Annotated in this window: 20 protein-coding genes; 11 read left to right on the top strand and 9 right to left on the bottom strand. The window is 58.5% G+C overall.

Features of this window, described 5'->3' with window-relative positions:
- Positions 1 to 28: 28 nt before the first annotated feature.
- From ACQUQP_RS06870 to ACQUQP_RS06855, 4 genes are all read right to left on the bottom strand, one after another.
- On the bottom strand, positions 29 to 1,330 hold the full coding sequence (locus ACQUQP_RS06870; RefSeq protein ID WP_432698061.1) for an NAD(P)/FAD-dependent oxidoreductase: 1,302 nt from the start codon (positions 1,328 to 1,330) through the stop codon (positions 29 to 31).
- Positions 1,331 to 1,595: 265 nt separating this feature from the next.
- Positions 1,596 to 2,684, bottom strand: coding sequence for an agmatine deiminase (gene aguA / locus ACQUQP_RS06865; protein ID WP_432698060.1), 1,089 nt, complete (start codon positions 2,682 to 2,684; stop codon positions 1,596 to 1,598).
- 18 nt (positions 2,685 to 2,702) lie between these two features.
- Complete coding sequence (gene aguB, locus ACQUQP_RS06860) at positions 2,703 to 3,590, bottom strand: N-carbamoylputrescine amidase (protein WP_432698059.1); 888 nt, start codon at positions 3,588 to 3,590, stop codon at positions 2,703 to 2,705.
- A gap of 11 nt (positions 3,591 to 3,601) precedes the next feature.
- Positions 3,602 to 4,990, bottom strand: a complete 1,389-nt coding sequence (locus ACQUQP_RS06855; RefSeq protein ID WP_432698058.1) for a glutamine synthetase family protein — start codon at positions 4,988 to 4,990, stop codon at positions 3,602 to 3,604.
- Between the two features lie 335 nt (positions 4,991 to 5,325).
- Between ACQUQP_RS06855 and ACQUQP_RS06850 the strand changes: the two genes are divergently transcribed.
- The 5 genes from ACQUQP_RS06850 (at position 5,326) to ACQUQP_RS06830 (ending at position 10,864) form a co-directional block, all read left to right on the top strand.
- Positions 5,326 to 6,684: a glutamine synthetase family protein gene (locus ACQUQP_RS06850; RefSeq protein ID WP_432698057.1), complete on the top strand. Its 1,359-nt coding sequence runs from the start codon at positions 5,326 to 5,328 to the stop codon at positions 6,682 to 6,684.
- Positions 6,685 to 6,838: 154 nt separating this feature from the next.
- A complete protein-coding gene (locus ACQUQP_RS06845) occupies positions 6,839 to 7,939 on the top strand; it encodes a polyamine ABC transporter substrate-binding protein (protein WP_432698056.1) in 1,101 nt (366 codons plus the stop codon).
- Positions 7,940 to 8,013: 74 nt separating this feature from the next.
- A complete protein-coding gene (gene potA / locus ACQUQP_RS06840) occupies positions 8,014 to 9,147 on the top strand; it encodes a polyamine ABC transporter ATP-binding protein (protein ID WP_432698055.1) in 1,134 nt (377 codons plus the stop codon).
- Entirely contained in the window at positions 9,144 to 10,046 is a 903-nt protein-coding gene (locus ACQUQP_RS06835) for an ABC transporter permease subunit (protein ID WP_432698054.1), read from the top strand. Before potA ends, ACQUQP_RS06835 begins: the two co-directional genes overlap by 4 nt.
- Entirely contained in the window at positions 10,043 to 10,864 is an 822-nt protein-coding gene (locus ACQUQP_RS06830) for an ABC transporter permease subunit (protein ID WP_432698053.1), read from the top strand. Before ACQUQP_RS06835 ends, ACQUQP_RS06830 begins: the two co-directional genes overlap by 4 nt.
- A 373-nt stretch (positions 10,865 to 11,237) precedes the next feature.
- On the opposite strand, the gene ACQUQP_RS06825 is transcribed toward ACQUQP_RS06830, so the two are convergent.
- Positions 11,238 to 11,957, bottom strand: coding sequence for a glutamine amidotransferase-related protein (locus ACQUQP_RS06825; RefSeq protein WP_432698052.1), 720 nt, complete (start codon positions 11,955 to 11,957; stop codon positions 11,238 to 11,240).
- A gap of 207 nt (positions 11,958 to 12,164) precedes the next feature.
- On the opposite strand from ACQUQP_RS06825, the gene ACQUQP_RS06820 reads away from it, so the two are divergent.
- Positions 12,165 to 13,568 carry an aspartate aminotransferase family protein gene (locus ACQUQP_RS06820; protein WP_432698051.1) on the top strand — a complete coding sequence of 468 codons (1,404 nt, stop codon included), beginning with the start codon at positions 12,165 to 12,167 and terminating at the stop codon, positions 13,566 to 13,568.
- A 110-nt stretch (positions 13,569 to 13,678) separates the two neighbouring features.
- Positions 13,679 to 14,482 carry a response regulator transcription factor gene (locus ACQUQP_RS06815; protein WP_432698050.1) on the top strand — a complete coding sequence of 268 codons (804 nt, stop codon included), beginning with the start codon at positions 13,679 to 13,681 and terminating at the stop codon, positions 14,480 to 14,482.
- Between the two features lie 49 nt (positions 14,483 to 14,531).
- Here the strand turns inward: ACQUQP_RS06815 and ACQUQP_RS06810 are convergent, their stop codons facing one another.
- The 3 genes from ACQUQP_RS06810 to ACQUQP_RS06800 all read right to left on the bottom strand — a co-directional run bounded on the left by ACQUQP_RS06810 (position 14,532) and on the right by ACQUQP_RS06800 (position 17,214).
- Complete coding sequence (locus ACQUQP_RS06810) at positions 14,532 to 14,981, bottom strand: hypothetical protein (protein ID WP_432698049.1); 450 nt, start codon at positions 14,979 to 14,981, stop codon at positions 14,532 to 14,534.
- 102 nt (positions 14,982 to 15,083) lie between these two features.
- The gene (locus ACQUQP_RS06805; protein WP_432698048.1) at positions 15,084 to 15,995 is read right to left on the bottom strand and encodes a peptidoglycan-binding protein; all 912 of its coding nucleotides are present in this window, start codon (positions 15,993 to 15,995) and stop codon (positions 15,084 to 15,086) included.
- Positions 15,996 to 16,263: 268 nt separating this feature from the next.
- Positions 16,264 to 17,214 (bottom strand): AraC family transcriptional regulator N-terminal domain-containing protein, encoded by a 951-nt coding sequence (locus tag ACQUQP_RS06800; protein ID WP_432698047.1) that lies wholly within the window; start codon positions 17,212 to 17,214, stop codon positions 16,264 to 16,266.
- 182 nt (positions 17,215 to 17,396) lie between these two features.
- Between ACQUQP_RS06800 and ACQUQP_RS06795 the strand changes: the two genes are divergently transcribed.
- The 4 genes from ACQUQP_RS06795 to ACQUQP_RS06780 all read left to right on the top strand — a co-directional run bounded on the left by ACQUQP_RS06795 (position 17,397) and on the right by ACQUQP_RS06780 (position 20,811).
- Positions 17,397 to 17,579, top strand: a complete 183-nt coding sequence (locus ACQUQP_RS06795) for a hypothetical protein (protein ID WP_432698046.1) — start codon at positions 17,397 to 17,399, stop codon at positions 17,577 to 17,579.
- Positions 17,580 to 17,677: 98 nt separating this feature from the next.
- Positions 17,678 to 18,622 carry an alpha/beta hydrolase gene (locus tag ACQUQP_RS06790; RefSeq protein WP_432698045.1) on the top strand — a complete coding sequence of 315 codons (945 nt, stop codon included), beginning with the start codon at positions 17,678 to 17,680 and terminating at the stop codon, positions 18,620 to 18,622.
- Between the two features lie 409 nt (positions 18,623 to 19,031).
- Entirely contained in the window at positions 19,032 to 20,192 is a 1,161-nt protein-coding gene (locus ACQUQP_RS06785; protein WP_432698044.1) for a (R)-mandelonitrile lyase, read from the top strand.
- Positions 20,193 to 20,463: 271 nt separating this feature from the next.
- Complete coding sequence (locus ACQUQP_RS06780; protein WP_432698043.1) at positions 20,464 to 20,811, top strand: cyclophilin-like fold protein; 348 nt, start codon at positions 20,464 to 20,466, stop codon at positions 20,809 to 20,811.
- Between the two features lie 519 nt (positions 20,812 to 21,330).
- Here the strand turns inward: ACQUQP_RS06780 and ACQUQP_RS06775 are convergent.
- Positions 21,331 to 22,815, bottom strand: a complete 1,485-nt coding sequence (locus ACQUQP_RS06775) for an aldehyde dehydrogenase (protein WP_432698042.1) — start codon at positions 22,813 to 22,815, stop codon at positions 21,331 to 21,333.
- Positions 22,816 to 22,839 lie beyond the last annotated feature (24 nt).

The following is a 22,839-nucleotide window of genomic DNA, read 5'->3' as shown; positions in this document are numbered from 1 at the left end:
GTGCACGGCGGCGCCCGGGTGAGGCCTGTTACAGCAGATCCTTCATCCGGTAATACAGCATCCCCATCGCCAGCAGCGGAGAACGCAGCGCCGGGCCGCCCGGGAAGGTCATATGCCTGACCTTGTCGAACACGTCGAAACGCTCCGCCTGGCCGCTGAGCATCTCGGCGATAACCCTTGCAGCCATATGGGTGGCGTTGACGCCGTGGCCGGCATAAGCCTGGGCAAAGAGGATATTGGGCGCATCCGGCAGACGCCCCACCTGGGGCAGACGGTTGGCGCCGATGCCGATCATACCGCCCCATTCGTAATCGATTTTAACGCCCTTGAGTTGCGGGAACACCCGCTCAAGATTGGGCCTCAGGGCGCCGGTGATGTCCCTGGGGTCTTTACCCGAATAATTACACAGGCCGCCAAACAGCAGACGGTTATCCGCCGACAGGTGGAAATAATCCAGCGCCACGCTGAGATCAGCAAAGGCCATGTTCTGTGGAATGATCTGTTTGGCCTGGGCATCGCTGAGCGGCTCAGTGGCGATGACGTAACTGCCTGCAGGCAGCACCTTGCCGCCGATATGAGACTCCAGCTTGTGGCCGATATAGGCGTTACCGCAGAGCACCAGGTAGCGGCAGCTGACCTCACCCTCAGGGGTCAGCACACGCGGCTTTTCGCCCTTGATGATCTTCTCCGCCGGGGAGTATTCAAAGATCTGCACGCCGGCGGCTTCGGCGGCCACCGCCTCTCCCAGCACCAGGTTGAGCGGATGCAGATGACCGCTACCCATATCCACCATGGCACCAAGATAACGGTCGGAGCCGATCACCTGTCCGACTTCGTCACGGTCGAGAATCTCCAGATCGTAACCGTACCCCAGGGCTTCGAGCTCGGCGCGCTCAGCCACCATCTCATCGATATGGCGCGGCTTGAGCGCCAGGTCGCAGTAACCCATCTGCAGATCGCAGTCGATGTTGTAGCGCTCGACCCGGTTACGCACGATCTCCACCGCCTCGATCCCCATGCGGCCCAGCGCCTCGACACCGGCGTCGCCGATCTGGTCACGGAACTGGTCAACGCCGTGGCCGATACCACGGATCAGCTCGCCGCCGTTGCGACCGGAAGCGCCCCAGCCCACCCGCTTTGCCTCCAGCAGTGCCACGGAAAACCCCCGCTCGGCCAGTTCCAGTGCCGTATTAACGCCGCTGAAACCACCACCGACCACGCAGACATCCACCTCCAGCGACCCGGACAGCGCCGGACGCTCCTTCTGATAGCGCGCCGTGGCGGTGTAAAAGGAGTTGGGGTAGTTATTGCTGTGTACGGGGTCTTTCATGGGAGTCTCCCGGTTCCATCGGGTTAATTTAAAACGTAACTGCCAAATAACTTAGCAGGGTGTTGAAAAGCGTTTTCGAGGCCGCCGAGGCAAGCGGTTCGCCGCCCGGGCAAAACAGGCGAAAAAGCGGAGTTTAGTACACTAAATGAGCATATTACTCGCTCCGCTCGCCCCTTTGGGGCCGCACTAAAGTGCGTTCAGGCAAGGCCTGTGAGCCTGTTTTTAACGCCGCATTCGGCAACGTAGATAGCTTTTCAGCATCCTGTCAGGGCATGGGCTGCTGCTGCGTAATGCAGTGAATATTGCCACCGCCAAGCAGTATTTCGCGGCCAGGCAAAGCAACGATCTTACGGTCAGGGAACATCTGCTGCATCAGCGCCTGTGCAGGCTCATCCGCGGGATCATCAAAGCACGGCATGATGACACCACCATTGACCAGAAGGAAGTTCACGTAGGAACCCGCCAGCCACTCCTCAGGGGTTCTCGGCTGACTGCCCTCCACCTGCTGTACACCCTGACATTCCGCTTCGGTAGCGTGGATCGCACCCGGCAGCGGCATCTTGTGCACTGTCAGTTCACGCCCTTTGGCATCACGGCTCTGCTCGATCACCGCAAGCGAAGCACGACAGCGCTCGTAGTTGGGATTATCCGGATCATCGGTCCAGGCCAGCACCAGCTCAGCGGGCGCAACAAAACAGCAGCAGTTATCCACATGACCATCGGTCTCATCGTTGTAGAGACCTTCCGGCAGCCAGATCACCTTGCTGACACCCAGGTAATCACCCAGCAGCTGTTCCAGATCGGCGCGGCTCAGGTGCGGATTACGGTTGGGGTTAAGCAGGCACTCTTCGGTGGTGATCAGCGTGCCCTCGCCATCCACATGAATGGAACCGCCCTCGAGCACGAAGTCGGCGGCGTAGCGGTCGCAGCCGGCAACAGCGGCCATTTTGGCGGCCACCCGCTCGTCCTGCTCCCAGGAGGCATAAAGCCCGCCGTTTTCGCCGCCCCAGGCGTTAAAACGCCAGTCCACGGCACGCAGGGTTTTGCCGTTACTGACGAACGTTGGGCCGGTATCCCGCGCCCAGGCATCGTCACTGGCGATCTCCACCACGGAGATCCCCGGGTAATCCAGCGCCGCCAGTGCCCGGTCATACTGGGCTGCACTGGCACCGACAGTGACCGGTTCAAACTCGGCGATCGCCCTGGCAACGGCGCTGAACGCCTGCTGCGCGGGCCCTGCGCCATCACGCCAGTTATCCGGACGCTCCGGCCAGAGCATCCAGACACGCTGCTGCGGCGCCCATTCGGCGGGCATACTGAAGCCTTCCTGTACCGGCTTGGCGTTAACTAGCATCGCGTCTTCCCCTATCAATTAACCAACCGATTTATGACTACCATCCAGCGTAGCAATCGCTGTGTACAGATCCGGGCGACGGTCACGGAACAATCCCCAGGCCGCACGCTGCGCCGCCAGTTTATCCAGATCGAACGACTGCACCAGCAGGGTTTCGCTTTCCTGGTCCGCCTCGGCGCAGAGCTGCCCGTCGGGACCTGCGATAAACGACGAGCCGTAGAAGCGCAGCTCCACCTCGCCATCGCGCTCACGGCCGATGCGGTTGGAGGCGATCACCGGCGTCAGGTTGGCGGCAGCATGGCCGCGCTGGGTGTTCTGCCAGTGCAGGCGCGAATCCAGCGTCGGATCCTGGGGCTCGCTGCCGATGGCCGTCGGGAAGAACAGCAGCTCGGCACCGGCCAGCACCATGGAGCGTGCGGTTTCCGGGAACCACTGATCCCAGCAGATCGCCACGCCGATACGGCCGTGGGCGGTATCCCAGACCCGGAAACCGGTATCGCCGGGCGAGAAATAGAACTTCTCGCTATATCCCGGGCCGTCCGGGATATGGCTTTTGCGATACACACCGGGCAGCACCTGGCCGTTCGCATCGATCACCACCAGGGAGTTAAAGCGCGCCTGGCCTGCACGCTCGTAAAAGCTGATCGGCAGCACCACACCCAGCTCTTCGGCCACACCGCGGAAATGCTGGATCGCCGGGTTCTCCTCCACGCTGGTGGCCAGCGCGAGATACTCGGCATCATGACGTTTGCAGAAGTAGGGTGTTTCGAACAGCTCCTGCAGCAGGATAACCTGGGCACCCTGAGCCGCCGCCTGGCGCACCAGCTTCTCGCCGTTGGCGATATTCTCTTCCACACTGTCGCTGCAGGCCATCTGGGTGGCCGCGACCACAACCGATCTTGTCATTGTTATTCTCCTCAGACTGTATGCAGGTACCAGGCGTATTCCAGGTCAGAAATCGTCTGTTCGAACTCGGCCAATTCGTGCTCTTTGCAGGCGACGAAGATATCCAGGAACTCGGATCCCAGGTATTCACGCATCACGCTGGAGGATTCCAGCGCACGCAGGGAGTCACGCAGGTTCGTCGGCAGGCAGGGGTCGACCTTTTCGTAGGCGTTGCCCTCGACCATTTCGTTGGGCTCCACCTTGTTGGTGATGCCGTAATGGATCGCCGACAGCATCGCCGCCATCATCAGGTAAGGGTTGGCATCGGTGCCCGCCACGCGGTGTTCGATACGGGTAGCCTCCGGTGCACCACCCGGAATACGCAGCGCGGTGGTGCGGTTCTCTATGCCCCAGGTGGGCGCCAGTGGCACGAAGAACTGGCTGCTGAAGCGGCGGTAGGAGTTGATGTTCGGGCAGAGGATGGCGAAGTACTGATCCAGGGTTTCCAGCAGGCCACCGAGGGCCCAGCGCATGATGTCGTTGGGCTTGTCGTTATCGACGGCGAAGACATTGTTGCCATCTCTGTCCACCAGGCTGATATGCATATGCATACCGTTACCGGCCTGATCTTCGTAAGGTTTGGCCATGAAGGTGGTGTCCATGCCGTGATCGTAGGCCACGTTCTTCACCACCCGGCGCAGCAGCGTGGTGTTGTCGCATGAGCGCACCGGATCATCCACATGGTTGAGGTTGATCTCAAATTGCCCCGGCGCCGACTCGGCGACGATGGTATCCGCCGGCAGGCCCTGCTCGCGGGCACTGGAGATAATATCCATCAGCAGATCGGTATACTCATCGAGTTCATCGATGGAGTAGACCTGCACACTTTCAGGACGCTTGCCGGAGATCGGCGAGCAGGCGGGTTGCGGACGTCCGTTTACCATCTCCTGGTCGATCAGATAAAACTCCAGCTCAAACGCGGTCACCGGCGTCAATCCGAGCTCTTCAAAACGGCGCACCACGCTGCGCAGAATCATGCGCGGGTCGGCAAAAAACGGCTCGCCCGGCTCTTCATACATCGACATCAGGCACTGGGCGATCGGACGCTTCTGCCAGGGCTCCATGGCCAGGGTGCCAGGTACCGGCAGACAGATACGGTCGGAATCGCCAATCTCCAGGCCCAGACCGGTCTCTTCGACGGTTGTACCCTGGATATTCAGACCATAAATCGATGCAGGCAGAGCGACACCGGATTTAAATACTTTGGAAAGGACTGATTTATCGACTCTTTTTCCACGAACGATGCCGTTCATATCGGCAATCAATAAATCGACGAACTGCACTTCGGGGTGTTTTTCAAGAAATTCTTCTGCTTCTTTTAATTCAGGATTTTCAGCATCCTTGGTACATACATTCGACATTTTATCTATCCAGTTATTAAAAACCGCGCGAAAGGATATCTGCGCTGGCTCGGATCGGTCGGAAATACAGGCTGGAAACAACCGAAATGCACCAAATTGGTACAACCAAGTTGTTGGCCGCACTATAGATGTGCCATATAATTCTGATTTAAAAGCGCTTTGCAGAAAATACCTCCCAGGGGGTATTGTCGCTCAGGCGCTCCAAAACGATGATCGAACAACACTCAAACGAGATAACGGGTCTTTCGGAAAAGCTGTTTTCGGGTAACAAATATCCCCGTTAAAAAGAGATTTAAAATTGTTTCCGAAAGCCTCGCGACGAATGGTTAAATAACATGGATAGCGACAAACCGGGTATTGAAAACTGGCTACGAAACGAAGCCATAACTGAAGTTGAATGCGTGGTCAGCGACCTGACAGGCATTGCCCGGGGAAAAATTTCTCCGGTGGATAAATTTATTGCCGAAGGCGGCATGCGACTTCCAGAAAGTGTGCTGCTGCAAACCGTCACCGGCGATTATGTCGAAGACGATCTTTACTACTCCCTGCTCCACCCCGCCGACATCGATTTCATCTGCAAACCGGATCCCAGCGCCGCCTTCCTGATTCCCTGGACCGAAGAGAAAACGGCCCTGGTAATCCATGACACTTACGATCGCCAGGGACGCCCCATCGAGCTTTCTCCCCGCAACGTGCTGAAAAAGGTACTGGACCTGTACAAGGCCAAGGGCTGGAAACCGGTGGTGGCGCCGGAGATGGAGTTCTACCTGACCGCCCGCACCGCCGATCCGGACCAGCCGCTGCAGGCGCCGATCGGTCGCTCGGGCCGTCGCGAAAGCGGCCGCCAGTCCTTCTCCATTGACGCGGCCAACGAATATGATCCGCTGTTCGAAGACATGTATGACTGGTGTGAGACCCAGGGTCTGGATATCGATACCCTGATCCACGAGGAAGGTACCGCGCAGATGGAGATCAACTTCCTGCACGGTGACCCGCTGCACATTGCCGACCAGGTGTTCGTGTTCAAGCGCACCATGCGCGAGGCCGCCCTCAAGCACAAGGTGATCGCCACCTTCATGGCCAAGCCGGTCAGCAATGAACCGGGCAGCGCCATGCATATTCACCAGAGCATTCTCGACGTCGAAACCGGTCACAATGTATTCAGTGGCGAGGATGGCCAGCGCAGCAACCTGTTCCTTGCCCATGTCGCGGGCCTGCAGACCTACCTGCCGGAACTGATCCCGCTGTTGGCGCCGAACGTGAACTCCTTCCGCCGCTTCCTGCCGGATACCTCGGCACCGGTTAACGTGGAATGGGGTGCAGAGAACCGCACCTGCGGCCTGCGCGAACCCGCCTCCAGCCCGGAGAACCGCCGTATCGAAAACCGCCTTGCCGGCGCCGATGCCAACGTCTACCTGGCGGTGGCCGCCAGCCTGCTGGCCGGCTACCTGGGCATGATCGAGAACCTGCGCCCGACCGCGCCCATCGATGGCCGCGCCTACGACCGTGACAACCTGCGCCTGCCGGTCACGCTGGAAGCCGCTATCGAACAGATGGACGAGTCACCCCAGGTCCGCCAGTACCTTGGCGATCTGTTTGTGGATGGCTATATCGCCACCCGCAAAGCGGAAATGGAAAACTTCAAACGGGTTATCAGCTCCTGGGAACGCGAGTTCCTGCTGCTGACCGTTTAGCAACGCCCATAAAAAAGAAGAACTCCGGCGTGCCACCGGGCAACGCCGGAAACCTCTGCCCCTTGTTGTAGAAGCCAAAAACCGAACTGAGATAAAGAACAACAACTGACAGCCACGGTCCCCACCGGGCTTCCTGTAACAGCTGAGGAGAGAAATGATGACATCAGGTTTCAAACGCACGCTGCTCGCCGTATCCACCGCACTGGCAATTTCGACTGTAGCCCAGGCCGAAGAGCGCACGCTGCATGTCTACAACTGGTCCGATTACATCGCCGAGGACACCCTGGCCGAGTTCGAGAAAGAGACCGGTATCAAGGTGGTTTACGACGTGTTCGACAGTAACCAGGTACTGGAAGCCAAGCTGCTGTCCGGCCACTCCGGTTACGATATCGTCGTGCCGTCCAACAGCTTTCTGGCCAAGCAGATCCGCGCCGGCATCTTCGCCGAGCTGGACAAGGAGAAGCTGCCCAACTGGAGCAACCTGAACACCACCCTGCTCGGCTCACTGAACAGCGCCGATCCGGGCAACATGCACGCGTTCCCCTATCTCTGGGGTACCACCGGCATCGGCTATAACGCCGACAAGGTAAAAGAAGCCCTGGGTATCGACGAGATCACCTCCTGGGACGTGGTGTTCGAACCGGAGAACCTGTCCAAGCTGCAGGAGTGCGGTGTATCCATGCTCGACGCCGTGGACGAGATCTACCCGGCAGCGCTGAACTATATCGGCGAAGATCCCAACCCGACCACCACCGAAGCGGTGGACAAGGCTGAAGAGATCGTCAGTGCGGTTCGCCCGTACGTGCGCTACTTCCACTCCTCCAAGTACATCACCGACCTGGCTAACGGCGACATCTGCCTGGCGATCGGCTGGTCCGGCGATATCCTTCAGGCTCAGGCCCGTGCCGTCGAAGCGGATAACGGTGTCGATGTGCAGTACGTTATCCCGAAAGAGGGCGCGGGTACCTTCTTTGACATGATGGCGATGCCGGCGGACGCCAAAAACAAGGATGAAGCCTACGAGTTCATGAACTACATCCTGCGTCCGGACGTGATCGCCAAGATCTCTGACTATGTCGCCTATGCCAACGGTAACACCGAGGCCACTGCGCTGATCGATGAGGAGATCCGTAACAACCCGGGTATTTACCCGAGCGACGAAATCAGCGAAAAACTCTATACCTTCGCTGACCTGGATCCGAAGGTTATCCGCGCGATGACCCGCAGCTGGACCCGTGTGACTGCCGGTCATTAAGCCGACACAGGATTTATCTAAAACAACCAGCTCCGGCGGTCGCCGCCGGAGCCAACTCTGCCTGGAGTAGATTGATGGCATTAGCCCAGAACACTCAACCGACTCCCTCCGCCGTTCCCGGCGAGGAGATCCTGCGTATCGAGGGTGTCAGCAAACTGTTCGATGACGTCCGCGCCGTCGACGACGTGTCTCTGAGTATCAAGCGCGGAGAGATCTTCGCACTGCTCGGAGGTTCGGGTTCCGGCAAGTCCACACTCCTGAGAATGCTCGCGGGATTCGAAAAGCCCTCCAGCGGCCGCATCTATCTGGATGGCCAGGACATCACCGACCTGCCGCCCTACGAGCGGCCGATCAACATGATGTTCCAGTCCTACGCTCTGTTCCCGCACATGAGCGTGGCGGATAACATCGCCTTCGGCCTCAAGCGCGACAAACTGCCGAAAGCAGAGATCGAAACCCGGGTGAAAGAACTGCTCGCCCTGGTACACATGGAAAAATTTGCCCGTCGCAAACCGCATCAGCTCTCCGGTGGTCAGCGCCAGCGTGTCGCCCTGGCCCGCTCCCTGGCAAAACGCCCCAAGCTTTTGCTGCTGGACGAGCCGATGGGCGCCCTGGACAAAAAGCTGCGTACCCAGATGCAGCTGGAAGTGGTCGAGATCCTGGAACGGGTCGGCGTTACCTGCGTCATGGTGACCCACGACCAGGAAGAGGCGATGACCATGGCGGCACGTATCTCCATCATGGATGAAGGCTGGATCGCCCAGACCGGCACCCCGATGGATATCTACGAGAGCCCCAACAGCCGCATGATCGCCGAGTTTATCGGCTCGGTGAACCTGTTCGAGGGTGACATCGTCGCCGACGAGCCGGATCACGCGATCATCCAGTCAGCGGGATTGAGCCAGCCGATCTACGTGGGCTACGGCGTCTCCACCAGCGCGGAGAGCCGGCATGTCTGGCTGGCGGTGCGGCCGGAGAAGACCCTGCTCTCCCGCGAGAAACCGGAAGGCGAGTACAACTGGGCCGCCGGTGTTATCGATGATATCGCCTACCTGGGCGGCCTCTCCGTGTTCTATGTCCGCCTGGAAAGCGGTCAGATCGTGCAGTGCTGTATGACCAACCGCGAACGCCGCGGCGTTCATCCGCAGTGGGACGATAAAGTCTATATCAGCTGGGAAGCCGACAGCGGCGTGGTACTGAGATCATGAAGTTAAGCGCATTGAAGCGTCCCAACGGGCGCATCTTTACCATCGGGGTGCCCTACCTCTGGCTGCTGTTGTTCTTCGCCCTGCCGTTCCTGATCGTACTGAAGATCAGCTTTTCCAGCATGGCGATCGCGATTCCGCCCTACGAGGCGATTATTCAGTATCGCGACGAGGTGATCGAGTTCGCCCTCAACATCGGCAACTACATTCTATTGATGGACGACTCACTCTACGTGTCGGCCTATCTGAACTCACTGAAGGTAGCGTTTATCTCTACCGTCTGGTGTCTGATACTTGGCTACCCCATGGCCTATGCCATCGCCAAGGCGCCGCCGCGCAAGCAGACCATCCTGCTGCTGCTGGTGATGTTGCCCTCCTGGACCTCTTTCCTGATCCGTGTATACGCCTGGATGGGGCTGATCAGCGACACCGGCCTGATCAACACCACGCTGATGTCGCTGGGAATCATCGACAGCCCGCTGCGAATCATGAACACCAATACCGCGGTCTATATCGGTATCGTCTACGCCTACCTGCCGTTCATGGTACTGCCGCTGTATGCCAACCTGGTCAAACTGGATCGCAGCCTGCTTGAAGCGGCGTCGGATCTGGGTTCTCGCAGCCTGCACAGCTTCTGGACTATCACTCTGCCCCTGTCCAAGGGCGGCATTATTGCCGGCTCCATGCTGGTATTTATCCCGGCAGTGGGCGAGTTCGTCATTCCGGAACTGCTTGGCGGCCCCAACTCGCTGATGATCGGCAAGGTGCTCTGGCAGGAGTTCTTCAATAACCGTGACTGGCCCGTGGCCTCCGCCCTGGCGATGGTGATGCTGTTACTGCTGATCATTCCGATCGCCCTGTTCCACCGCTATCAGTCCCGCACCATGGAGGCCCAATCATGAGAAAGCTTGGATTCTCCACCATCATGCTCTGGGTCGGTCTGGTATTCCTCTACCTGCCGATGCTGATCCTGGTGATCTACTCATTCAACGCCTCAAAACTGGTGACGGTCTGGGGCGGCTGGTCCGGCAAGTGGTATGCCGAGCTGTTAAAGGATGAGCAGATTATCGATGCGGTGTTTACCAGTCTGGCGATCGCCTTCTACAGCTCCTGTATGGCGGTCATTCTGGGCACCATGGCGGCCTTCGTCATGACCCGTTTCCGCCATTCCTGGGCCAAGATGACCCTGTCCAACATGATCACCGCGCCGCTGGTTATGCCGGAAGTTATCACCGGTCTTTCCCTGCTGCTGCTGTTCGTACACATGTCGGACCTGCTGGGCTGGCCCACCGAGCGCGGCATGACCACCGTCTGGATTGCGCACTCCACCTTCTGTGCCGCCTACGTGGCCGTGGTGGTGTCATCCCGCCTGCGTGAAGTGGACCGCTCCGTGGAGGAAGCCGCGCTGGATCTCGGCGCGACACCGCTGCAGTCCTTCTTCCTGGTCACGGTACCGATGATCACCCCGGCACTGGTCTCCGGCTGGCTGCTGGCGTTCAGTCTGTCGCTGGATGACCTGGTAATTGCCAGCTTCACCTCCGGCCCGGGCTCAACTACCCTGCCGATGGTGGTGTTCTCCTCGGTACGCCTTGGCGTCTCGCCGAAGATCAACGCTCTGGCGACACTGATCATCCTGGCGGTCTCGCTGGTCGCACTGATCGCCTGGTACGTGGCGCACCGCTCTCACAAGCGCTCCATGGCGAAGATGAACGAAGGCTGATCCAGCGCCTGAACTAAAAAAGCCACTGCGGTTTACGGCCGCAGTGGCTTTTTTGTCTGTAACCGGGAGCTCAGGCTCTTTCAGGTTGGGCTTATCCACGCCTTCACTCCGCAAGCATCCAGCTTCAGGGCCGGTAGTTCGCTTTACATATTCATCCGCTTCACGATACCGGTTTCGCCTGCTGACGAATCAAGAGTCTTGAACGGCTTTATGGACCGGTGCGCTCAGAGACTTAGGAAGAAACCGAACCTTGTTCTTGATACAGGCGGAAACAGGCCAAGCCTCGACTAGCCCCCCGTAGATAGTGACTGAAAAGCGAAAACAAAAACGGGCCTCACAGGCCCGTTTATAAGTCATTTTAGTCCTGAGCGAATCAGTAATCCCGCTTCAGGAACTTCACCATCCAGCGCGCCACACGCTCAGACTCCGGCTGCTGGCCCGTTTCCAGCCCCGCCAGCGCCTCATCGGCAACGGCTTCAGGCACGGTCGGTCCGCGGCGCGCGGCGACCAGCTCGCGTTCGTAATCGTTGCTGAACTCGGGATGCGCCTGCAGTGTCAGGATGCGGTCGTCGTACACCAGTCCTGCATAACGGCAGAACTCTGAGCTGGCAAACAGGCGGGCGTTCTGCGGCAGCTCAAGCACCTGGTCCTGGTGCATGGCGTTGATGGTAAAGCTGTCCTGCTCGTCGCCGGCAAGGAAACCCCAATCACCCTCGATCCGGTAGGTGTTCAGACCGACGCCCCAGCCAGCCTCATATTTTTCCACTTTTGCGCCAAAGGCGCTGGCAACGATCTGGTGACCGAAGCAGATACCGACCAGCGGCTGGCCGGCGTCATAAATCTCGCGAATCAGACCACTCAGGCGCTGCATCCACGGCAGATTATCGTAGACACCACAGCGGGAGCCGGTGATCACCCAGGCATCGAAGCTGTCGATCGATGCGGGGAAATCATCATCCCTGACGTCGAAAATCTCAAACGTCATCTCCGGGTCCTCGTTACCCAGCAGGGCGACGAACATATCGGCGTAGGAGCCATACTGCTCCAGCAGTTCCGGCGGGGTAATGCCGGTGGCCAGAATTCCAGTCTTCATCTTTTTTCCTGTATCCAAACTATTTATACAGCCTGTGCAAACCGTCTTTGCACACTGAGGTTCCGAATCTAGCTTTCAGTGTAGGAGACCAGCCTGAGGTTCAAAATATCCCCCGGTAGGTATATGCCCAGCACCGGAGCCCTCAGTATCGTGGGGGAAGCTTTCAACGAGCCGCCTAGCGCGAACATTTGATACTGGAGAGATTGAATGAATTCAACCACCCGAGCGATCCTCAGCCCCGAGTGCACCGAAACCCAGGCAAGGGACGCACAGCACCATCTGCACCCTTTTACCGACACCAAGGCGCTGAATGCAAAAAACGCCCGGGTTATTGAACGTGCCGAAGGCATCTACATCTGGGACAGCGAAGGCAACCGGATGATCGACGGCATGGCCGGTCTCTGGTGCGTCAACCTGGGCTATGGTCGCCCGGAGCTGGCCGAGGTGGCCGCCCAACAGATGAACCAGTTGCCCTACTACAACACCTTTTTCCAGACCACGACCCATCCGGCCGCCGAGCTGGCCGAGCAGATCGCTGCACTGACACCGGGTGACCTGAACCACGTATTCTTCGCCAACTCCGGTTCCGAAGCGATCGATACTGTGATCCGCATGGTGCGTCGCTACTGGGAAGTGGTCGGCAAGCCCTGGCGCAAGATCCTGATCTCCCGTGAAAACGCCTACCACGGCAGCACCCTGGGCGGTGTAAGCCTCGGCGGCATGGGCGGCATGCACGCCCAGGGCACGCCGATGCTGCCGGGCATCGAGCATATCCGCCAGCCTTACTGGTATGGCGAGGCCGAAGCGGGCCAGAGCGAAGAGGAGTTCGCCCTGGAGTGCGCCCAGGCACTGGAAGAGCGCATCCTGGAAGTGGGCCCGGACAACGTGGCCGCCTTTGTCGGCGAGCCGATCCAGGGCGCCGGTGGCGTCATCATGCCGCCGCCGGGCTACTGGAAAGAGATCCAGCGCATCTGCAAGAAATACGACATCCTGGTGGTTGCCGATGAGGTGATCTGCGGTTTTGGCCGCACTGGCCAGTGGTTCGGCAGCCAGACCCTGGGTATCGAACCGGACATGATGTCCATGGCCAAGGGACTCTCCTCCGGCTACCTGCCGATCTCAGCAGTGGCGGTCGGTGACCGCGTCGCCAACGCCCTGATCGAGGACGGCGGCGAGTTCAATCACGGCTTCACCTACTCAGGGCATCCGGTCGCTGCCGCCGTGGCACTGGAGAATATCCGCATCCTGCGTGATGAGGGCATAGTCGAGAAAGTGGGCTCGGATACCGGCCCCTACCTGCAGCAGCAGCTGCGCGAGCGTGTCGGTGCGCATCCGCTGATCGGCCATATTGAGGGTACCGGCCTGGTGGCCGGCATGGCACTGGTGAAAAGCAAGGAACCCAAGACCTTCTTCGGCAAGGATGAGGATGCCGGCACCGTCTGCCGCGACCACTGCTTCGAGAACGGCCTGATCATGCGCGCCTGCGGCAACCGCATGGTGCTGTCACCGCCGCTGATCATCAGCCGCGAGCAGATCGACGAGATGATCGATCTGGTGCTGGTCTGCCTCGACAAGACCGAAACCAGCCTAAAAGAGAAAGGCTGGATGTAAGCGCTAAAGCGCATTAAGTGCCCGGGCTCTGGCACACCTGTAATCGCCAGAGCCCTCTTTCCACGGTAAGCTGATACAATCGCGCAACCCTGGAGAGCAACGGACATTTCATGGCTGAACATTTTCCGGCGATTAACGTCACCAACAGCTGGCAGAAGAACCTGGCGGTTCTGATCGACCACGTTAAATCGAACACCTTTCCCGATTGCCTGGTGGAATACCTCGCGACCCTCTGCGATTTCAATACCGCGCTGACCGTCACCTACAAGAAGTCGTTCAAGCCGATCATTCTGCAGCCGCTGGATCCCGCCGAGCAGAGCCAGACGCTGATCTCCTATATCGACAACGGCTATTACCTGCTGGACCCGCTGTTCAACGCGGTGCAACAGGGGATCAGCGGTGTTGTTCGGGTAGCCGAAATCTCGCCAGACTCTTTCCAGCAGAGCGAATTCTTTGAGAACTGCTACCAGTACTTCAACATCATCGACGAGATCGTCCTGATCATCGACCTGAGCGACGAAGTCACCTGCACCATCTCCCTGGGCCGTCAGCCGTCCCTGGGCACCATCACCCGCGGTGAATTGCGTGCGCTGCAGGAGATCTACCCCGTGATCAGTGCGCTGTTTCGCCAGTTCTGGTCCACCCAGTCGGGCCAGTATGTGCAGTACGAACAATCCGACGATGCCACCAAGCAGGCGCTGAAGAGTTTCGGCAGCGGCGTGCTGACCCAGCGCGAACGCCAGATCACCGAACTGGTGGTGAAGGGCAACTCATCCCAGGCGATCGCCGATCAGCTCAACATCAGCGTGGGCACGGTGAAGGTTCACAGGAAGAACATCCACGCCAAGATGCACACTTCCACCCAATCTGAGCTGTTCAACCTGTTTCTGGATCACCTGAAGTCGGTGAGCTGAACGGATAAAACTGTGTTTCCGCGCAGCGCCTTGGGGTCAGAGCAACAGGCTATTCGATCCGCTCATAAGTCAGGGTCTTGCCGCCGGGGATATAGACAAACTCCAGTAACCTCTCCCCTGCCAAGGTGAGGTGGTAACAAAGGGTGTCAGCCTCGTCGGCAACGGTGAAAAACTCCCCCTGTGGATCCTGAATCTGCGCTTCGCAATTGTTCACAAACCTCAGAACGCCCTTGCTGACCACCGTATCGACGTAAATGGACAGAACAGTGTTGCCGTCAATTTCGAGGCTGGCAGAGGCATCGTTCAGGGAGCGCCAGCGGCCCTGCAGCCTGTCAGCGCTGCTGATGGAACCGGTTTCAGCTTTAACGGGGGCAACGTCGGCACCGGCCCTGCTCTCTGTCGAGCGCCCCGTCGAACAGGCTGAGACGCCAAGGGCGAGCATGAAGGCGAGCAGGGCAAAACGGTAAGGGCGGGCGTTGCCAGGCGGTGAATAACGCATCGACTTCCTTTCAGTTCCAGGCTTTCGGTTCCAGGTTTTCAGTTTCGAGCAGGTGAGACCCGCGCAGATCCAGCGGTTTGGCCAGGATTCAACGGAGAACAACTAACCATCTTCGTCTTCCAGGTTCGGCGCCCCGCGCAGGGCCGACAGTCTTAACTCGATGGCGGCCTCGGTGATGGGGCCGGCAATGCCATCAACACCCAAACCGGCCGCTGACTGGAACGCACGTACGGCCATCCGTGTCTTGGGCCCCATGCGGCCATCGACAACGAGTTGGGGATCAGCGCCGAGATCGTTGAGCGCCTGCTGCAGCTGCTTCACCTCGGGGTCTTCCAGACCGACCATATCCGGATCAACCGCCTGGCCCTCTTCACTCAGCAGCGGAAGCAGTTTATTGAACAGCTGTTTGCGGTGCGCAAGCCCATTGAAGCCGCCATTAATCCGGCGGGTAATCGCATTAATGTTGTTGCGATCAGCCTGGACGTTGAGATTGCCTTCTGTCCATTCCTGCAGTGCGGGCTTGAGCGCGTGCTCGGGATCGGTCGCCAGTTCAGGGTGGTTTTCGAAGTCGACCCCCACCGCATCGCCCATCCGTTTGTGGCCGCCCCGGCCCGTGGTCTGCAGGACACCGTTGCCCCGGTAACGAAAGCCATCACCAGGCTGGTCATTACCGAGCTCCCTGGCCTTGCGTGGATTGCCAAGTCCATAGACCCGTTCGGCTATCTGCTCCGGTTTATGTGCCAGCGACTCCGCCTCCGCCCGGGTCACCGCGGCGCTGTGGTTGCCGACGCCGAAGATCACGACCATGCGCTCGGCCGAGTAGCTCATATTTTCTCTAAGTATCCTGAACCCTCCCGTTTCATGAAGGGCTTGAGCCAGAAAATGCGCCATGCGCAGCGGCGTATTGATACCGTGCTGCTGGAACAGGGCATCACCCTTTTGCATAGCTTCCAGATACTCCTGTCTCGCGTGAGGGGCGAGCCGTTTAACAGCCTCGATAGCGGTCATAGCCATGATGGTTCTCCTGCTATGGGGTTAACCCGCAATTGGGTTTCTGGTAAACGGTTTCGGAGGTGCACCTCGGGGCACTGAGAATTACAGCCTGTTCCAGTCTATTGCCACCCGTTAAAGATGGCTTCAGGCAACTGCCGGTTCTGTCCAAACCCTGCTTAAACAGACCGGCCCCTGGGGTATAGGTACCGAACTTCACAACCGTTTCTGCTTTCCTTCGTCAACCAAGCCAGTATAGACCTGACAGCAGAATCGGTTCGTCCTGAGTCTATTACTCGGCCAGCCTTGCTTCGCTGGAGAGACGGCGCAGCCCTTCGATGTCGCGCTTGGGCGGCGTTCCATACAGGCGGCTGTACTCCCGGCTGAACTGGGATGGGCTCTCGTAGCCTACGGTAAACCCGGCACGGGCAGCATCCAGACCATCGCTGAGCATCAGCCTTCTTGCCTCGCTCAGGCGCAACCATTTCTGGTACTGCAACGGACTCTTGGCGGTCAGCTGGCGGAAGTAATGATGCAGGCTGGATGTACTCATCTGCACATGGGAAGCCAGCTCATCAATCCGCAGCGGCTGGTTGTAGTTGACCTTGAGCCAGTCAATGGCGCGGGCTATACGCTGGCTTTGGCTACCTGCCGATACAACCCGCCACAGGCCGGCGGCCAGATCACTTTTTAGCAGCCGGTAATGAATTTCCCGCCTGATCAACGGCTCGAGTACCGCGATATCTTCAGGTGTATTGAGCAGTTTCAGCAAACGCGAAAAAGTCTCCAGCAGCTCCGGCGAAAGCCTGCCGATATACGCTCCCTCCTCGCTGGTTCGTTCCCGGGGCGGTTGCAGGCGATGTTGAGAAATAAGCTCGGCAATAATATTCAGATCGAGGTTGAACACCAGGCCCAGGGATGGCTTCTCCTGCGATGCCTCAAGCACCTGAGAACTGGCGGGCAGATCCAGCGACGTGATCAGAAAACGGCCGGGATCGTAGCGATAGGCGTTATCACCAATCAGCAACTGCTTTACGCCCTGAGCCACCAGCACGATGCTAGGCTCAACGACACAGTCGCAAGGCTCGGTCACGGTTTCCCGGCGAAAAAGAGAGAGGCTGGAGATCGAGGTCTGTAGATCCTCTACTCCCACTGTCCACTGATCGATCACCTCGGCCAACTGCCTGTGGGCTTCATCCATTAATGGGTCAGCCTGCTGACCGGCCTGATTTGATATAGGCATGGTTATCTCCCCTCGTTGTATAAGCCGAGATTAAGTGGATAGCGCCCTTCTGTCTAATAAAAATCCGAAAGACTGGAGTAATAGGCAATAACCTGACCAGATCATTATACCGCTAACGTCTTCACCTGAACCAAAATATCAACAGTCAGCAAGCCTTCCTATCGATTGGCAAGGAGATTGTCATGGGTCAGACAGATCAATCCTCCGCCCGGGAGACATTCTTTACTTCAACTGCGGGGGTCGTCACTGACACGACCTATATACAACACCTAGCCGCACAGGAAGGCCTGGATGGAAGTCCCGTCACCTCGACCGAGCCGGTTACTGACGAGGAGGACCTCGGCGGCCCGGTCCTGAAGGACTGATATTTCTTCAGACCAGGCAGCATTCCTGCCCTACGGACTATTATTTTGGGCTGAAATGAGATTCAGGCAGCAGCCCGACCAGCATCAGGAGACTGAACATGAGCAACTACATTTTTACTCTCAGCGACAAAGTGACCCGCAAGGCGGTTAGCTACAAAACCCGCTTTGGCATCGAACTATCCGCTGACCTTTATCTGCCGGCAGACTTTGACGCCGCCAACAGCTATCCGGCGCTGGTCATTGGCGCACCCTACGGTGGTGTCAAAGAGCAGGGTCCGGGCGTGTATGCCAATGAACTGGCGCAACGTGGCTTTGTGGCACTGACTTTCGACCCGTCCTACAACGGTGACTCCAGCGGCTTCCCGCGTCACCTGTCGTCACCGGAAATGTTCGTGGAAGATTTTCACGCCGGTGTTGATTTCATCGGAACCCAGGCAGGCGTTGATCGCAACAGGATCGGTGTACTCGGTATCTGCGGCTCCGGCGGTTTCGGCCTCAGTGCCGCCCAGGTGGATCCGCGTATCAAGGCCGTGGCTACCGTGAGCATGTACGATATCTCCCGCATGCACGCAGAAGGCTTTGCCGGCTCTCTGGATGAGGAATCCCGCAAGGCGATGCTGGAAGCCCTGGCCGAACAGCGCTGGGCCGAGTTTGAAACTGGTCGACCAGAGCTGTCCGAACGTGGCGCACCGATGGAGATCGATGAAAATACGCACCCGATCGGTCGTGAGTTCGGCGAGTTCTACTCCCGTCCAAGGGGTTACCACCCGAACTCCATCACCCAGTTCACCCAGACCTCGGCCCAGGCCTTCATGAACTTCCCGCTGCTCGACAAGCTGGAGTGGATCTCCCCGCGCCCCATTCTGTTGATCATGGGCGAAGAGGCACACTCACGTTTTTACAGTGAGGATATCTATGCTGCTGCAGCCGAGCCGAAAGAGCTGTACATCGTACCGGGCGCCAACCATGTCGACCTCTACGACCGCACCGATGTAATCCCCTTCGACAAGCTCGAAGGCTTCTTCGGCGAAGCGCTGAAGTAACCCTTGCATCGAGTCCAGGCTAACTGCCCTTGAGCTCCTCACACCGGCAGCCCGCCAGACAACGCTTATCCAGCCCGGGTCAGCGTTGTCCGGGCGGCGGTTCCGCCGGTGCCCTTCATCACCTTCGAAGCCTGTTTCGGCCTCCCTCAGAGCGCGTGAATGCAGTAGTCACTCGGCAACCTCAAGGTCACTGGGCTATAACAGGCAAACCTGCCCGAGCTGATCTAGGCTGACTCGGTACTGACGCAGCGCTCCCCACAGCGACTGCCAACCGGTTTTCGGGGCTTTAATTACAGAATCAGGCAAGAAATCTGAAGAATCGTTGTACGCCTGACGATGGCAGCACTGATTGAATCAGACGATCAACTCATTGAACCCCGCTATCGAATTGCGGCTTTGGGAGACGCTTATGCAACTGGAACGCAGACATCTGAACCTTATCGCCATCGCCATAACCGGCTGGGGCTACAGCCTTGGGGCCCTGGCTGGAGATACACAGCCTGAGTCTCAAACCCACTACCCCCTGGGTTCACAGCAATCTTTCACCGGCCCTGAGAACCTGTTTAGCGGCGATGTTCAGGTCGACATCCTGTTTCCGGCCAATGAGACAGCGCACTTTTCCGGTGCCTATGTCACCTTCGCACCGGGCGCGCACACAGCCTGGCATAACCATCCGGCCGGTCAGCATATGATTGTGACGGACGGAACCGCGCTTACCGGGACCCGTGATGGCAAGGTGATCGATTTCACCGAGGGCGAGACGGTCTGGTGCCCGCCCGGTATCGATCACTGGCACGGCGCAACACCCGAGGCTCCGATGACACACCTGGTCATTACCGGCAGCCTTGATGGTGAAAATGTTAACTGGAAGGAAAAACTCACGGCTGCCGAATACAGCAACGCCGTGATTGAGAAGACCGCTGTATTCGAGGCACTGAGTACGAAGCAGCAGGCGCTCATTCCGATCGCTGCGTTCACCGCTAACGGCGACCAGGCCGCGCTCAAAAACGCCATTATCAAAGGGCTTGATGCGGGGCTGAGCATCAATGAAATCAAAGAGGTTCAGGTTCACCTCTACGCTTATACCGGCTTTCCGCGCGCCCTGAACGGCCTGGTTACTTTTATGCAGGTGCTGGAAGCGCGCAAGGCGAGCGGCATCGAAGATGAACAGGGCCAAGAACCCGGCGCTGTTGCCGCAACCGAATCCAGTCAGGTGGTCGGTGAACAGGTTCAGACCGAGCTGGTCGGCCGCCCCGTATCGGGCCCGCTGTTCGACTTCGCACCCGGCATGAATACGTTCCTGCAAAGCCACCTGTTCGGCGACATCTTCGCGCGGGGCGTTCTCGATTATGAACAGCGTGAACTGGTCACCGTATCGGCACTTGCCAGCATCACCGGCGCCGAGTCTCAGCTCGGTTCGCATATTCAGATGGCAACCAATGTGGGTGTCAGCGAGGCGCAACTGACCGAATTGGCGACCGTACTGGATATCAGCGTTGGCAAGGCGGAAGGACTGCGTGTTGAGCAGGCAATAACACGGATTCTGCACCCCGAAAACGACGCGGGTTAACCAGCACTTTGCTGCCTTGAAGTATCTATACTGAGAGGCACGGTTTTTCAGGTTGGCCGCGTCGTTAACGGCGCGGTCATCCGATAAACGGGGCGTTTCCTCCTGGAACACCGCAAAACCAAATTAAGGGCTAAGCGTGAAATACCGGGGCCTGCACAAGCTTTTTTGCCTGACGTTCTTACTGCCAGTACTGAGTCCTGCGCCCAGCCTCGGCGCTGATGGCCCCGCCAGTCCCTCTTCTATTCAAACTCAACTTCCGGACCCTGCTTTTATGAAGATCCGTATGATTATCAATGGCGAACCGGTGCCAGCCAGGCTCGATGACAACCCGTCGGCCCGCGATTTTTTTGCCCGCCTGCCGCTGACACTGACCTTTGAGGACTACGCCAGCACCGAGAAAATTGCCTACCTGGAGCAGCCTCTGGATCAGCAGGACGCACCCGCCGGATACTCTGCATCGGCCGGTGACATCACCTACTACGCGCCCTGGGGTAACCTGGCGCTGTTTTACAAGGGCTTCGGCTACGCCAAGGGCCTCATCAGGCTGGGGAATCTCGAGGAGCGTGCCGAACTGCTGGCAACGCCCGGTAAACTGAATATCCGCATCGAAGCCGATTGAATAGCGATGTAAAAATCCACCTGCATAGCAGGTAGCTTTGCATGAAGCTCCCTAAAAGGGAGCCTGGGTAGACCTACCGACTAATGCTGGGATCACCCATATCGGCTTACTTTTCGCGGCCTGTTTCGGCTGTTGCCGAGCAAAGGGACTTGTACGGACAAGTCCCTTTGCAATCCCAAACCGCCCCTATGGCTTGGTCGGCTACGCCGACTACCCTGTGCTTCTCGTCTAAAAGAGCGGGACAGGCTTTCTTTCTAAAAATCAGTCGGCTACGCCTCAAACAGCCTGTCCCTTGCCTCTCTTTCAGCCTGCGATGCTCGGCTGCGCCAAAGGGGATGGATTGCTGCGCTCAGGCAGCCATGAGACATCGAGCCCTGTCTTCACCAAGGCACCAGAAAGGCCTGGCCCCGATTAGACAATCACCACCTCCATAGGAGGAGGAGGCTTAAGAGCAACAATAAAAAACGCCTGCCCGGATAGCCGGACAGGCGTTTTAATGTACCCGTCTGCTTGCCTGGATTAGAGGCTGATCCAGACCGATTTGAGCTCGGTGTATTTCTCCAGCGAGTGCAGCGACTTGTCGCGGCCGTTACCCGAGCCTTTGACGCCACCGAACGGCATGGTGGTATCGCCCTCGCCCCAGGTGTTAACCCAGACCATACCGCTTTCGATCTCGCGGCTGACGCGGTGAGCGCGGGACAGGTTGTCGGTCCAGATCGATGCGCCCAGGCCGTAGACGCAGTCATTGGCCATGGCGATCACTTCCTCTTCGGTATCGAAACCGGCTACCGCCAGTACCGGGCCGAAGATCTCTTCACGCACACAGGTCATGTCTGCGTGGGTCTCGGTGATGATTGTCGGCTGGGAGAAGAAGCCTTTCTCGGCACTTTCGATGATGCCGCCAAACTCCACCTTACCGCCCTCTTCCAGAGCACCGGCGATGTAGCGGTTAACGGTTTCCAGTTGCGCCTTGTCCACCATCGGGCCCATTTTCACTTCAGGATCCAACGGGTTACCCGGCTTGTATTGGGCGGCATAGCGCTTCAGCGCTGCCATGAACTGCTCACGGATGCCGTTCTGCACATACAGGCGGGAGCCGGCGATGCAGACCTCACCCTGGTTGGTGAAGATAGCGGTGGCTGCGCCCTGGGCCGCGGCTTCGATATCGCCGCAATCATCAAACACGATCAACGGCGACTTGCCGCCCGCTTCGATCCAGACCCGTTTCAGGTTGGACTGACCGGCGTACTGCATCAGCATACCGGCCACACGGGTGGAACCGGTGAAGGCCAGAGAGTCCACATCCATATGCAGCGCCAGCGCCTTGCCCGCGGTGTGGCCAAAGCCCGGCACCACGTTCAGCACGCCATCCGGCAGGCCCGCCTCTTTGGCCAGTTCAGCGAAGCGCAGGCAGCTCAGGGAGGCTTTTTCTGACGGCTTGAGTACCACGGAGTTACCGGCGGCCAGTGCTGGCGCCAGCTTCCACATCGCCATCATCAGCGGGTAGTTCCACGGCGTGATCGCACCGATAACACCGATCGGGTGGCGGGTGATCAGGCCAAGTGTAGTCGCTTTGGTCGGCGCGATTTCACCGTAGATCTTGTCGATGCACTCCGCGCTCCAGCGCAGGCAGTCGATGGAATCGGGTACATCGATACCGGTCATCTCGGCAATGCCCTTGCCCATATCCAGGGTATCAAGCAGCGCGAACTCGTCGAAATGCTCCTGCATCAGGTCGGCCAGTTTCAGCAGGATGCGCTTGCGCTCCGCCGGTGCCGCTCGGGACCAGTCACCCGCCTTGAAGGCTGCACGGGCCGCTTTCACCGCCGCATCGATATCAGGCTCATCGCAGCTGGCCAGCTCGGTCAGCTGCTCTTCAGTGGTCGGGTTGATCGCCGGAAAGGTTTCACCGCTCGCGGCCGGGCGAAACTCGCCGTTGATCCATGCCTGGTGGCGAAACTCGATTTTCTCGGACAGGGCTGTCCACTCAGCCAGCGTATGCATGGTGTCTCCTTTAAACAGTGCTAA

This window comes from Marinobacterium sp. YM272, from assembly GCF_050908845.1.
Taxonomy (GTDB): Bacteria; Pseudomonadota; Gammaproteobacteria; order Pseudomonadales; family Balneatricaceae; genus Marinobacterium_D.
The sequence above is the reverse complement of the archived record's forward strand: the minus strand, read 5'-3'. Positions and strand labels throughout refer to the sequence as shown.

Bases quoted from the DNA above. Each gene is read 5' to 3' on its own strand.
- ACQUQP_RS06870 (WP_432698061.1), bottom strand. From the start codon at position 1,330: ATGAAAGACCCCGTACACAGCAATAACTACCCCAACTCCTTTTACACC.
- aguA (WP_432698060.1), bottom strand. From the start codon at position 2,684: ATGCTAGTTAACGCCAAGCCGGTACAGGAAGGCTTCAGTATGCCCGCC.
- aguB (WP_432698059.1), bottom strand. From the start codon at position 3,590: ATGACAAGATCGGTTGTGGTCGCGGCCACCCAGATGGCCTGCAGCGAC.
- ACQUQP_RS06855 (WP_432698058.1), bottom strand. From the start codon at position 4,990: ATGTCGAATGTATGTACCAAGGATGCTGAAAATCCTGAATTAAAAGAA.
- ACQUQP_RS06850 (WP_432698057.1), top strand. From the start codon at position 5,326: ATGGATAGCGACAAACCGGGTATTGAAAACTGGCTACGAAACGAAGCC.
- ACQUQP_RS06845 (WP_432698056.1), top strand. From the start codon at position 6,839: ATGATGACATCAGGTTTCAAACGCACGCTGCTCGCCGTATCCACCGCA.
- potA (WP_432698055.1), top strand. From the start codon at position 8,014: ATGGCATTAGCCCAGAACACTCAACCGACTCCCTCCGCCGTTCCCGGC.
- ACQUQP_RS06835 (WP_432698054.1), top strand. From the start codon at position 9,144: ATGAAGTTAAGCGCATTGAAGCGTCCCAACGGGCGCATCTTTACCATC.
- ACQUQP_RS06830 (WP_432698053.1), top strand. From the start codon at position 10,043: ATGAGAAAGCTTGGATTCTCCACCATCATGCTCTGGGTCGGTCTGGTA.
- ACQUQP_RS06825 (WP_432698052.1), bottom strand. From the start codon at position 11,957: ATGAAGACTGGAATTCTGGCCACCGGCATTACCCCGCCGGAACTGCTG.
- ACQUQP_RS06820 (WP_432698051.1), top strand. From the start codon at position 12,165: ATGAATTCAACCACCCGAGCGATCCTCAGCCCCGAGTGCACCGAAACC.
- ACQUQP_RS06815 (WP_432698050.1), top strand. From the start codon at position 13,679: ATGGCTGAACATTTTCCGGCGATTAACGTCACCAACAGCTGGCAGAAG.
- ACQUQP_RS06810 (WP_432698049.1), bottom strand. From the start codon at position 14,981: ATGCGTTATTCACCGCCTGGCAACGCCCGCCCTTACCGTTTTGCCCTG.
- ACQUQP_RS06805 (WP_432698048.1), bottom strand. From the start codon at position 15,995: ATGGCTATGACCGCTATCGAGGCTGTTAAACGGCTCGCCCCTCACGCG.
- ACQUQP_RS06800 (WP_432698047.1), bottom strand. From the start codon at position 17,214: ATGCCTATATCAAATCAGGCCGGTCAGCAGGCTGACCCATTAATGGAT.
- ACQUQP_RS06795 (WP_432698046.1), top strand. From the start codon at position 17,397: ATGGGTCAGACAGATCAATCCTCCGCCCGGGAGACATTCTTTACTTCA.
- ACQUQP_RS06790 (WP_432698045.1), top strand. From the start codon at position 17,678: ATGAGCAACTACATTTTTACTCTCAGCGACAAAGTGACCCGCAAGGCG.
- ACQUQP_RS06785 (WP_432698044.1), top strand. From the start codon at position 19,032: ATGCAACTGGAACGCAGACATCTGAACCTTATCGCCATCGCCATAACC.
- ACQUQP_RS06780 (WP_432698043.1), top strand. From the start codon at position 20,464: ATGAAGATCCGTATGATTATCAATGGCGAACCGGTGCCAGCCAGGCTC.
- ACQUQP_RS06775 (WP_432698042.1), bottom strand. From the start codon at position 22,815: ATGCATACGCTGGCTGAGTGGACAGCCCTGTCCGAGAAAATCGAGTTT.